This window comes from Brevibacterium sp. FAM 24630, from assembly GCF_049804075.1.
Taxonomy (GTDB): domain Bacteria; phylum Actinomycetota; class Actinomycetes; order Actinomycetales; family Brevibacteriaceae; genus Brevibacterium.
This window is the reverse complement of sequence record NZ_JBNBZD010000014.1, coordinates 23486-35767: the sequence shown is the minus strand read 5'-3', so window position 1 is coordinate 35767 and position 12282 is coordinate 23486. Positions and strand designations below refer to the sequence as shown.

The window sequence follows — 12282 nt, the reverse complement described above, 5'->3', positions numbered from 1 at the left end:
ACCGCTTTCACCTCGGCAAACGCGAAATCATACCGCACCAACGGACGGCGATTGCGCCGGCCTGACGACCTCCGCAGACGCGAACCCGCGACCGCACGCAGCTAATTAGGTTAGGCTAAGCATTTGTGAACGTGACTGCATTGACTGCCTCAGGGCTGCTCCTGAAGTATGACCGGACCGAGGTCGTCCACGATGTCAGCCTGTCGATCGTCCCCGGACAGGTGACGTCCCTCCTCGGCCCCAACGGCTCGGGCAAATCGACCGTGCTGCGCTCTTTGGCTCGCCTCCACCCGATCGCCGCGGGCGATGTCGTCATCAGCGCCTCTGGCAATGCCGCCGGCGCCGAAGCAGGCGCAGCTGCCGAAGCAGGCAGCAGTGCCGCCGCCGGTTCCACCACCGACGCCGCCGCCCTGACAGCCAAGGAATTCGCCCGGACCGTCACTCTGCTCTCGCAGTCGCGCCCGCATCCGAGGGGAGTCAGCGTCCGTGAAGTCGTCACCTTCGGTCGGCACCCGCATCGGAAGCGCTTCGCCGGGCTCACGGATGCAGATCGCAGCGCCATCGACCGGGCACTGACCCTCACCGGCACCACGGACATGGCCGATCGGCCCGTCGATCAGCTCTCCGGCGGCGAACTCCAGCGCGTGTGGCTGGCCACCTGCCTGGCTCAGGACACCGGCGTGCTCCTACTCGACGAACCGACCAACCATCTCGACCTGCGCTACCAGGCGGAGATCCTCGACCTCATGCGCGAACTCGCCGACGACCACGGCATCGCCGTCGGCGTCGTCCTCCACGACCTCGGGCATGCCGCCACGGTGGCCGATCACGTGGTCCTGCTCGATCGGGGACGCATTCGCGCGGCCGGCACCTGCGAGGGCGTGTTCACCGCCGAAGTCCTCAGCGAGGTCTACGGGCTGCCCATCTCCACTTCCATCGACGACGACACAGGGCTGGTCAGGGTCGAAGCCCTCCACCGGCGACGCCGCCGCGCCGGCGTCTGAACCCAGGCGCCCCCAGCCGAATCACCTCACCGACCGAAAAACGAGACCGTCCGATCATTCATCGGCTCACCAGAGAGAAGACCATGACGACAACACCCCTGCCCCGTTCCGCATTCGCTGCGTTCGCCTCGGCGACGGCAATCTGCGCCCTCGCTCTGACCGGGTGCGGGACCACACAGACCGACGCCCCCGCAGACGCGCAGTCGCAGTCCTCGGCCTCGTGCCAGGACGACTCGACCACCACCTCGACGGATCCGGTCACGGTCACCGATGACACCGGCCACGAGGTCTCCCTCGACAAGCCGGCGACGAAGGTCGTCTCGCTCGAGTGGCAGTACACCGAGGATCTGCTCACCCTGTGCGTCGACCCTGTCGCAGCGGCCGACGTCAAGGGATTCACCACGTGGGACACTGCAGAAGCGCTGCCCGAATCCACCACCGACGTGGGTACTCGTCAGGAACCCAATGTCGAGTCGATCCTCTCGGCCGACCCGGATCTCGTCATCATCGAGACGGCGAACCGCAAGGACAAGATCGTCGGGCAGCTCGAGGACCAGGGAATCCCCGTCATGGCAATGGCCGGTGCGAACGGAGACGACCCGGTCAAATACATGAAGGACACGTTCACCACCGTTGCCGAGGCGACCGGCCGCACCGAACGCGCCGAAGCCGTGCTCAGCGACTTCGACGCCGAGCTCCAGGACGCGAAGAAGACCATCGCCGAGGCGAAGCCGGAGACCACGGAATTCGTCTACTTCGACGGCTGGGTCAACGGCTCGAACGTTGCGCTACGTCCCTTCGGGCAGGGTTCGCTCATCGGTGAGCTCGGCGAGGAACTGGGTCTGAAGAACGCGTGGACCGGCGAAGTCGACCCCGCGTACGGGCTGGGACAGACCGACATCGAGGGCATCGCGAAGGTCGGTGAGGCGAACTTCTTCTACACCGGCACCGAGGACCCCGAGTCCGAGGATTACGTCGACTTGCTGAAGAAGAACGACATCTGGGCGAACATCCCTGCCGTCAAGGAGGACCGCGTCACCGCTTTCCCGGCCGGAATCTGGACCTTCGGCGGACCGAAGTCCTCCGAACAGGTCCTCAACGCCTACGTCGACGCGCTGACGAAGTAGTCCATGACCGCGACCGCACCCACGATGACCCCGCACGCAGGCCAGGAACCGGCGGCGCCGACCGTTGCCAGTCGGCGCGGCGGGGTCGTCGGTGCGTTGTCAGCCGCCGGGGTTCTGCTCGGGCTCATCATCGTCCTCGCCCTCCTCTCGATCTGGCACATCACCCAGGGCACCTCGGGAATCGGCGTCCGGGATCTGCTGGCCTCCCTCATCGGGTCGGATTCTCCCCTCGCCGAGGCGGGACCCGGTGTCCGTGACATCGTCCTCGGGTCGCGGCTGCCGCGCGTGGGGGCGGGCATCCTCGTCGGAATCGCTCTCGGCATCGCCGGGGCGCTGTTCCAATCCCTGGCGCGCAACCCCTTGGCCTCTCCGGATACCCTTGCGGTCACCGGCGGATCCTATTTCGCCGTCACCGTGGTCACCGCCTTCGGGATCAGCATCCCCATGTGGGCCTCGGGCGGGGTCGCGTTCCTCGGCGGTCTGCTCGCCGCAGCCCTCGTGCTCGGACTCGCCGGCGGTGCGGGGTCGTCGACGACGCGTCTGGTCCTGGCCGGAACGGCGACGGCGATGGCCCTGCAAGCGGGCACCTCGGCGCTGCTCATCCTCTTCTCCGAGGAGACGACGAGTCTCTTCGCGTGGGGTTCAGGAACCCTCAATCAGCTCGATGGCACCGCGGCCCTGCGCAGCATCCCGGTCATCGCGCTCATCCTCGTCGCGGCGATCGCCCTGTCCCGGCGTTTGGATCTGCTCGGACTCGGCGATGATGCGGCCTCCGCGTTGGGAGTCTCGGTCCGATCCACTCGGGCCATCGGGATCCTTCTGGCCGTCGTCCTCACCGCTACGGCGGTGACCCTGGCCGGACCGATCGGCTTCGTCGGGCTCTGCGCTCCCGTCATTGCCCGGCTGCTTGCCAAGGCCTTCCCGATCCTCGCCCGGCATGCCGTGCTCATTCCCGCGGCCGGGCTCATCGGGGCGATCATCGTCATCCTCGCCGATGCGGTGCTGCGGGCGATCATCGGCGCCACTGCCGCGATCACTCTGCCGTCCGGGGTGACGACGACGATCCTCGGCGCCATCGTGCTCGTCCTCCTCGCCCGGACGCTGCGCGCGTCGACACCCGCGCAGGCGACGTCTGCGGCACGGTCGACGGTGATCGGTCCCCGGCGGGCCGGTCTCGTCATCGGTGCCGGTGCCGTGCTGCTCCTCGTCGTCTCGATTCTCGGGCTGCTCGTCGGGGAACGGCTCTACCTCCTCGGTGATGTCCTTCTGTGGCTGCAGGATCGGGCGGCGCCGGTCATCGATTTCGCATTCGATTCGCGGTCTCCGCGGGTCGCGGCGGCGCTGGCCGCAGGTGCCGCTCTCGGGCTTTCGGGCACACTCGTCCAGGCCAGCGCCCGCAATCCTCTGGCCGAACCCGGTCTGCTCGGCATCACGGGCGGGGCCGGTCTGGGCGCGGTCATCGTCGTCACCGTGATCCCGGGTGCAGGGGTCGGGCTCGTCTCCGCCGTCGGCATCGCCGGTGCACTCGTGGCCTTCGCGATCGTCTACGGCCTGTCGTGGCGGGGCGGGATGAACACCGACCGTCTCGTGCTCGTCGGCATCGGCCTGTGGTTCGGATTCACCGCGCTGACCACGTTGTTCCTCGTCCGCGCGAACCCCTGGGACACCCCCGCCCTGTTCACCTGGCTGTCCGGTTCCACGTACGGCCGGGTGTGGGCCGATGTCGCGCCCGTCGCCGTGGTTCTGCTCATCGCGATCCCGGTGGCATTCGTGTGGACTCGAGAGCTCGATCTGCTCGCCCTCGATGACGACACTCCCCGACTGGTCGGTGTTGCCCGCGAACCGGTGCGCTTGAGCGTGCTCATCATTGCCGCCGTCCTCGCGGCCGTGAGCGTCTCGGCGGTCGGGGTCGTCGGGTTCATCGGTCTCGTCGCTCCGCACGCCGCCCGTGCTCTCGTCGGCAGCCGACATCTGCGAGTCGTACCCACTGCGATGATCCTCGGCGCGGTGGGGCTCGTCGTCGCCGACGCACTGGGTCGGACCGTCATCGCTCCCGCACAGATTCCGGCCGGGCTCATCGTCGCCCTCATCGGTGCCCCCTACTTCGTGTATCTGCTCGCCCGCTCGCGCGCCTGACCCGACCCGACCGCACCCTGTGCCGCCGGTCTGCATCGGCGGCGCGCAGGTTCTCAGCCGTCAGTCAGCCCCTGGGCTTTCTCTGTCGTCGGTCAGCCTTCGGGCCCGCCCTGTCGGGCCCAGCCGGCCGATTGTTCACGGACGAAGTCACGCAGGCGGGTCACCACGCGGCCGGGCCGGCGCACCGCCGAGCACAGGGCGATCTCCCGGACGTAGCCGGGCCCCCGCAGCTCCACCTCGGTGATGGTGTCCACCGGACGTCCGGCGCGCGGAATGAGCGCCACACCCATCCCCCGGCCGACGAATTCGCGGATCGTCGAGAATTCCGTGACCTCGATCTTCACCTGCGGGACAAAACCGGCGGCTGCACACCATCGGTCGGTCAGCGTCCGCAGGTTGTAGCTCGCGGGAGTGGAGATGAATTCCTCGCCCGCCAGCTCGGCCACGGTGGTCTGCTTCCGCTCGGCCAGAGGATGGACGGCAGGCACGGCGGCGACGACCGATTGGCTGGCGAGGATCTCGTGCGGAACCTCCGGCGGGGCCGGGATGATGATCGCCAGGTCGAGGGCACCGCGTTGCAGATCGGCGACGAGTTCGGCTCCGTGGGCCTGTTTGAGGTCGAGCCGGATGCCCGGATGGGCCCGGTTGAAAGCGGCCAGCAGGTCGGGGACCTCACCGGCGCCCATCGTCAGCGGGAACCCGAATCGGATCGTCCCATGCTCGGGATCGGCCACCTCGGCGGTGTCGGCCAGTGCCGTGTGGATCTCACGCAGGGGTGTGCGCACCGCCGCAACAAGATCCCTGGCCGCGTCGGTGAGACCGATGGCTCTGCCCCGCGGGACGGTCAACGGCACGCCGAGGCGGGACTCGAGGCTGTGGATGCGCCGGCTCATCGTCGACTGCGGGATGCCGAGCGACGCGGCCGCGTCGGTCAGATGCCCGTCCTCGTCGGCCAACGCGACCAATTCCCGCAGCGCCGCCAGCGGGACACCGCGAGGTTCAGATGACTGTTCCATATTCGGATCATATAATTCCAACCGCTCATTGGACGGATGATTCCGGGAAGCGCATGGTGAAAACATGACAACGCACACCGCCTCTTCCACGTCCCTTCCCGCCGCCGATGTCGTGCTCATCGGCGGCGGCATCATGTCAGCGACCCTGGGCTCGATGCTCGCTCTGCTCGAACCACAGTGGCGCATTCTCATGCTCGAACGCGCCGAGGACATCGCCGCAGAGAGCAGCGATCCCTGGAACAACGCCGGAACCGGGCATTCGGGCTTCTGCGAACTCAATTACATGCCGGATCCCGCCGACGGGTCGAAGGCGGCCTCGATCGCCGAGCAGTTCCACCTCTGCCGGCAGTGGTGGGCGCATCTCGTGCGTCTGGGCCTGCTGGAGCCGAATGAGTTCATCCATCCGTCCACGCATATGAATCTCGTCTTCGGCGCCGAGGATGTCGCCTACCTGCGTGCGCGGGTGACGACCCTGCGCGCTGACCCCCTGTTTGCGGACATGGAGTACACCGAGGATCCCGAGGTCATCGCCGAGTGGGCGCCGCTGACCATGGACGGGCGACCGGATACCGGTGAGCCGATGGCGGCCGCTCGCCATCCTCGAGGCACGGATATCGACTTCGGCGCACTCACTCGTGCACTGACGAGGATCATCGCATCGGCCTCCGGTGAGGTGCGCACCGGTCACGAAGTCAATGGGCTCAACCGCACCGGGACTGGCTGGCAGATCACCGGTGCGTCACCGGCCGGGAGATTCCGGGTGCGGGCGAAGACCGTCTTCGTCGGAGCCGGCGGGTTCGCCCTGCGCCTTCTGCAGAAGGCGCAGGTTCCTGAAGTCCGCGGCTATGCCGTCCTTCCGGTCGGGGCCGCGTTCTACCGGTGCTCGACACCGGCCGTGGTCGCCCGGCACCAGGCGAAGGTCTACGGTCAGGCCGATGTCGGCGCCCCGCCGATGTCGGTGCCGCACCTCGATCGACGAGTCGTCGACGGGCGGGAGCATCTGCTCTTCGGCCCGTATGCGACCTTCAGCACGAAGCTGCTCAAGCACGGTCGACTCACCGATTTCTTCACCACACTGCGGTGGGACAATCTGCACGTCCTCGCCGCGGCCGGTGTGCAGAATCTTGATCTCGTCGCTTTCCTCGTCAAGGAGCTGGCGGCCGGTCCCACCCGAAAGTTCGCCCAGCTGCGACGGTATTTCCCCCAGGCGCGTCAGAACGAATGGACGCTCATTCCCGCAGGGCAGAGAGCGCAGCTGGTCAGACCGGATCCCACACGGATCGGGATCCTCCAGCAGGGCACGGAACTCGTCGTCTCCGCCGACGGGTCGATCTCGGGTCTGCTGGGCGCGTCCCCCGGAGCATCGACGGCGGTGCCGATCATGCTCGATCTGCTCAGACGCGCCTTCCCCACCCAATGGCACAACGCTTGGAAGACCGTCCTGTCCGAAGCCATCCCGGACAGGGACCGCACCGACTGGGACGCCGAGGCGGTCGCTCGTACGCTTGCCGATACCGCTGCGCCCCTCGGGTTGGACCGGGTCGGTGGGTGATCGACATGAACACGGTCGCAGGCCGACCGCGAAAGCGCGGATTCGGCGGTGGAAGAGGCAATTGCACATGACTCCGTTTCGCCCGATGCGACGTTGGCGGAAGCCCACAGCAGAAACCCCACAATGTTGTGGCAAGTTGAATTGCACAACCGGCGTTTCAACTCTAGTGTGACCTACAACACTGAACGTTTGGGAGATCACAATGAAGCGTCTGACCCGCAATTTCGTGGCAATCTGTTCGACTCTCGCGCTGACTGCGGGCCTTGCCGCCTGCAGCGGCGGTTCTGACGACTCCGGGGGCGCCGGCGACACGATCGTCGCGGAGACAGCGTTCAATCTCAAGACGATCGATCCTCATCGACAGTTCGAGTTCACCGGCTCCACCATTGACAATGCTGTCTACCAGACGACGCTCGAGTTCGAAGACGGTGACCTGACCAAACCGACCGACGGTCTCTGCTCATTCGAGATGTCCGATGACGACAAGGAGATGACACTCACCCTCAAGGACAAGGATGCGAAATTCTCCAATGGTGATCCGGTCACGGTCGATGACATCGTCTTCTCCTTCGAGCGACTCCAGGGCATCAAGGGCAACCCCTCCTTCTTCCTCGATGGAGTGAAGGTGAAGAAGGTCGATGACGAAACTGTGAAGCTGATCAGCAAGGATCCCAATCCGGCCTTACCTTACATCCTGCCGAACGCTTCGATCGGCATCGTGAATTCGAAGGTCGTCAAAGACAACGAGGGAACGACGGATGAGAACGACGGTGCCGAACAGTTCCTCAACGAGAACTCCCAAGGGTCGGGACCGTACAAAGTTGAGAAGTACGATGCCGACAGCCAGGTGGTGCTGACGGCGAACGAGCACTACAGCGGCCCGAAGCCGAAATTCAAGCGGGTGGTTCTGCGCAACGTCTCCGCCGAAACTCAACTGACCGATATCCAGTCCGGTCAGGCCCAGGTTGCCTACGATCTCAACGCCGATCAGGCGAAGCAGATCGACGAGTCGATGGGAAAGATCTCGAGCCTGCCGTCGACACGCAGCCTCTACATCTTCAACAACACCGATGAGAAGCTCGGCGGGCCCGCCGCCGATCCGAACTTCCGCAAGGCTGTGATGGCCGCGATCGACTATGACAAGCTCATCGATCTCGCGGGAGAGGGATCGCAGCGCATGGCCAGCCTCGTGCCGAACGAATTCGTCGGCGCAGTATCGAAGGACGACGCTCCTGAACGTGACCTCACCAAGGCAAAGGCCCTTCTGAAGAAGGCCGGTTACGACGGGGAGAAGATCCCCTTCCACTACTCGAGCGATCAGGCCGTCAACGGCGTTGATCTGGCTCAGCTGGCGGAGACCCTGCAGGCACAGCTGAAGGAAGCCGACATCAACCTCGATCTCAAACCTGCGCCGAGTTCGACTCAGCTCGACGGGTTCCGCTCGGCCAAACAGCCCATGGGCATCGGCACCTGGGGCGCCGACTTTCCCGACCCGACGAACTACAACGTCTTCATCCCCGGCGGAAGCGTCGCCGAACGAGTCAACTGGGGAAAGGACGCCGATCCCAAGTTGGCAGAACTTGCAGCAGAAGCGTCGAAGGCCAAGGACAGTGACCGTGACGCTGCCTACAAGAAGCTGTACAAAGCGACCACCGACACCGGAGTGTGGATTCCACTGGTCCAGCCGGTCGACACCGTCGCCGTCGGGTCGAGCATCCAGAAGTTCGTTTCCAACGCTGACACCTCATTCGACTTCGCGAAGGCCGAGTGAGGATGGCGGGAGCCTCCACTGTGCCACAGGGCACCCGCGATGCGGCTCCACCCGGCCCTGCTGAAAACGACGCGGCGCAGCGGATCGAACCGCCCAAGCTCCACCCTCTGCTGCGCTTCATCCTCATCCGGATCGGAATCTCAATCCTCCTGATCTGGGGAGTCACCGTGGTGACGTTCCTGCTCACCAACCTCGTCCCCACCGACCCGGTCGCGGCGATCCTCGGCGACCGGGCGGCGGCGGACCCGGAGATCGTCGCTCAGACACGGGAAAAGCTCGGACTCGACCAGCCGCTCATCGTCCAGTACTTCACGTATCTGAGCAATCTTCTGCACGGTGATCTGGGAGTGTCCAACCAGACACGCACGCCCGTGCTGGAGTCGATCGGCCAGGTCTTTCCTGCTTCTATCGAACTCGGCATCGGCGCCATCCTCATCTCGGTCGTTGTCGGTCTGCTCCTCGGACTCCTCAGCGCTCTCAAACAGAACACGATCGTCGACCATGCAATTCGCACACTCAGCCTCATCGGCATCTCGGCACCGACCTTCTGGATCGCGACCGTCGCCTACTTCGTGTTCTTCTTCAAACTCCGGGTAGTCCCCGGCGCCGGCCGACTCGACCCGTGGATCACTCCGCCGCCGAAGGTCACTGGGCTCTACACCGTGGATGCGCTGTTCTCCGGACAGATGGCGACCTTCACGAACGCTCTCGGACATCTCGTTCTGCCTTCGTGCGTGCTCGCACTCTTCACCATCGGACTGCTCACCCGATTCAGTCGATCCAGCGTCCTCGACATCATCAGATTCGACTACGTCACCGCGGCGAAAGCCAAAGGGCTGCCAACCCGCACGGTGGTGTTCAAGTACATCTTCCGCGGAGCGCTGGTCCCGATCATCACCGTCGTCGGACTCGCGTTCGGGTCCCTGCTCTCCGGTGCGGTCCTCACCGAAACGGTCTTCGCCTGGAACGGACTCGGCCAGTATGCGTATCGCGGAGCGACGACGCTCGATCTCCCCGTCATCATGGGAGTTGGCCTCGTCATCGGCATCGTCTACATTCTCGTCAACTTCATCGTCGACCTGATCTACGGCTTCGTCGATCCGAGAGTGAGGGTGCGATGAGTATCGGTTCTCCCAAACACCCCGCCACCGGATCGACCCGCACCGAGGCAGCCACCGGGGACCCCCTCGGCCCGGGAGTGAAACGCTGGCAGTTCCGGTTCCCGAAATCGCTGCGCACCCCGCTCGGTTTCGTCGGAGCTGCCATCCTCGTCATCTGGCTGATCCTCGCGATCTTCGCACCGCTTGTCGCACCGTTCGATCCACTGGCGCAGGACTTCCCTCGGCTCACTGGACCGGGGGCTGAGAACATCCTCGGCACAGACACCCTCGGGCGCGACGTGTTCTCACGCATCGTCGTCGCCGCCAGGACCACTCTTCCTGCTGCTGTGTTCGTCGTCATCTGCTCTGCGCTCCTCGGCTCGGTGCTCGGTGCGATCGCCGGCTACTTCGGCCGCGCCGTCGACGAGATCATCATGCGCATCGCCGACCTCGTCTTCGCCTTCCCAACAATCATCCTGGCCATGGTCATCGCCGCCGCGCTCGGACCCGGCCTGAAGAATGCGATCATCGCGATCCTGCTCGTTTCGTGGCCGTCTTACGCCCGCGTCACCCGATCCCTGGTGATGACGGCGCGCAGCAGCGAATATGTCATCGCCGGACGTCTCCTCGGATTCAGCGCAGGCAGGTCCCTTCTGCGTGAGATCGCTCCGAACGTCATCTCACCGGTGATCGTCCTCGCCACTCTCGATGTCGGTTCCGCCATCCTGACCATGGCTGGACTGTCGTTCCTGTCTCTGGGTGCGGTCCCACCGACACCGGACTGGGGTGCCATGATCAGTGAAGGCGTTTCGCAGTTCGCTGCGTGGTGGATCGCGTTCTTCCCCGGCCTGTGCATTCTCACTATCGTCATGGCTTTCAATTTCATCGGAGACAGTCTGCGTGACAGCCTCGATCCGCACACTGCCCAGGAAGTGGGTGAGACGACCTCATGAGCATGATCAGCATCAACGGCCTCAACCTTTCCGTCACCACAGGCAAGACGACCGCACACATCCTCAAAGATGTCTCATTCGATCTTGAAGCAGGCCGCATCACCGGCGTCGCCGGAGCTTCGGGATCCGGTAAGACTCAGACCGGGTTGGCCATCATGGGCCTCTCCCCCGCCGGGGCCGAACTGAGCGGAAGCATCGACTTCGACGGTGTTGAGCTCGTCGGTATGCCCGCGAAACAGCACAATCGTCTCCGCGGGGTGCAGCTGTCCATGGTGTTTCAGGATCCCGCCTCAGCGTTCCACCCCATGCTCACCGTCGGCGATCAGATCACCGATCATCTGCGACATCACCAGAAGATGCCGAAGAAGAAGGCCCTTGCGAAAGCCGTCGATATCCTCGGTCGGACGAAAGTTCCGCATCCGGACGAGGCAATCCATAAGTATCCCCACCAGTTCTCCGGCGGCCAACTCCAGCGAATCGCATTCGCCTCAGCAATCATCTGCGATCCGAAGGTCCTCATCGCCGACGAACCGACTACAGCGCTCGACGTCACGGTGCAGGCCGGCATTCTCCGACTGCTCAGGGAGCTCTGCGACGATCTCGACCTCGCGGTGCTTCTCGTCACCCACGACTTCGGGGTGCTGTCGTCGGTGGCCGACACCATCGTGGTGATGCAGAACGGCGTCGTCGTCGAAACCGGCGACCGAGAAACGGTGATCACCGCGCCTGAGCACGAATACACTCGTTCACTCATCGAATCACTGCCGGGAGCGGAGGTCGCCCGATGACATCGACCGATGACACCCCAACCGAGGCGGACGAGAAGCACGGTTCGGCTGAAACACCTCTGCTCACACTCGATTCCGTATCGTGCGAATACAAGCTCGACGGCGGGGGTCGCTTCCGCGCCGTCGACGGTGTCTCACTGCAGCTGGGCCGCTCCGAAGTCCTCGGGCTCGTCGGGGAATCGGGCTGCGGCAAGTCCACTCTGGCGAAGCTCATCTGCGGATTGGAGAAGCCGGCCGGAGGACAGATCTCCTTCGACGGCAGTCCTGTGAGGGCACTGGGGCTGAAGAAGCGCGACACGCGCCTGTTGGGCATTCAGATGGTCTTCCAGAATCCCTATGCCTCGCTCAATCCCCGTCGGCGAATTCGCGACCAGCTCGAGGATGCGCTGGCTCTGGACCCTTCCGGGCGCTGGAGTGTCGAATCACTCCTCGACGCGGTCGATCTTCCGTCCGACGCAGCACAGCGCTACTCCCATTCGTTCTCCGGCGGGCAGCGGCAGCGCATCGCGATCGCCCGAGCTCTGGCGGCGGGGCCGAAGGTGCTCGTCGGTGATGAACCGATCGCTTCCCTCGATGCCTTCCTGCAGGCCCGAATCGCACGCATGATGCGCGATCTCGCGATCAAGTCCGGGGCGTCGATGATCTTCATCAGTCATGATCTGTCAGTCGTGCGTGACATCGCTGATCGCGTCGCCGTCATGGAAGCCGGGCGCATCGTCGAAGTCGCCCCGACCGATCAGATCTGGGACAGCCCTCAGCACCCGTACACGACGAAGCTGCTGGCTGCGATTCCCCAGGTCGACGGCAAGGGAATCATCCCCGGATAACAGCTGCA

General features: G+C 64.8%; 10 protein-coding genes. 9 read left to right on the top strand and 1 reads right to left on the bottom strand.

Annotated elements, in window-relative coordinates; all coding sequences use genetic code 11:
• The first annotated feature begins 131 nt into the window (after positions 1-131).
• The 3 genes from ACPUD7_RS11645 to ACPUD7_RS11635 all read left to right on the top strand — a co-directional run bounded on the left by ACPUD7_RS11645 (position 132) and on the right by ACPUD7_RS11635 (position 4267).
• Positions 132-1004: an ABC transporter ATP-binding protein gene (locus ACPUD7_RS11645; protein ID WP_425119988.1), complete on the top strand. Its 873-nt coding sequence runs from the start codon at positions 132-134 to the stop codon at positions 1002-1004.
• Between the two features lie 83 nt (positions 1005-1087).
• Positions 1088-2131 carry an ABC transporter substrate-binding protein gene (locus ACPUD7_RS11640; RefSeq protein ID WP_425119987.1) on the top strand — a complete coding sequence of 348 codons (1044 nt, stop codon included), beginning with the start codon at positions 1088-1090 and terminating at the stop codon, positions 2129-2131.
• Between the two features lie 3 nt (positions 2132-2134).
• Positions 2135-4267 (top strand): iron ABC transporter permease, encoded by a 2133-nt coding sequence (locus ACPUD7_RS11635; RefSeq protein WP_425119986.1) that lies wholly within the window; start codon positions 2135-2137, stop codon positions 4265-4267.
• A gap of 92 nt (positions 4268-4359) precedes the next feature.
• Here the strand turns inward: ACPUD7_RS11635 and ACPUD7_RS11630 are convergent, their stop codons facing one another.
• Positions 4360-5283, bottom strand: a complete 924-nt coding sequence (locus tag ACPUD7_RS11630) for a LysR family transcriptional regulator (protein WP_135537970.1) — start codon at positions 5281-5283, stop codon at positions 4360-4362.
• A 64-nt stretch (positions 5284-5347) separates the two neighbouring features.
• On the opposite strand from ACPUD7_RS11630, the gene mqo reads away from it, so the two are divergent.
• The 6 genes from mqo to ACPUD7_RS11600 all read left to right on the top strand — a co-directional run bounded on the left by mqo (position 5348) and on the right by ACPUD7_RS11600 (position 12274).
• Positions 5348-6835, top strand: coding sequence for a malate dehydrogenase (quinone) (mqo, locus tag ACPUD7_RS11625; protein ID WP_425119985.1), 1488 nt, complete (start codon positions 5348-5350; stop codon positions 6833-6835).
• A gap of 202 nt (positions 6836-7037) precedes the next feature.
• Positions 7038-8606, top strand: a complete 1569-nt coding sequence (locus ACPUD7_RS11620; protein ID WP_425119984.1) for an ABC transporter substrate-binding protein — start codon at positions 7038-7040, stop codon at positions 8604-8606.
• Between the two features lie 20 nt (positions 8607-8626).
• Positions 8627-9727 (top strand): ABC transporter permease, encoded by a 1101-nt coding sequence (locus ACPUD7_RS11615; protein WP_425119983.1) that lies wholly within the window; start codon positions 8627-8629, stop codon positions 9725-9727.
• Positions 9724-10659, top strand: coding sequence for an ABC transporter permease (locus ACPUD7_RS11610; protein WP_425119982.1), 936 nt, complete (start codon positions 9724-9726; stop codon positions 10657-10659). Before ACPUD7_RS11615 ends, ACPUD7_RS11610 begins: the two co-directional genes overlap by 4 nt.
• Positions 10656-11447 (top strand): ABC transporter ATP-binding protein, encoded by a 792-nt coding sequence (locus ACPUD7_RS11605; protein WP_135537964.1) that lies wholly within the window; start codon positions 10656-10658, stop codon positions 11445-11447. The genes ACPUD7_RS11610 and ACPUD7_RS11605 overlap by 4 nt, the downstream gene beginning before the upstream one ends.
• On the top strand, positions 11444-12274 hold the full coding sequence (locus ACPUD7_RS11600) for an ABC transporter ATP-binding protein (protein ID WP_425119981.1): 831 nt from the start codon (positions 11444-11446) through the stop codon (positions 12272-12274). The genes ACPUD7_RS11605 and ACPUD7_RS11600 overlap by 4 nt, the downstream gene beginning before the upstream one ends.
• Positions 12275-12282 lie beyond the last annotated feature (8 nt).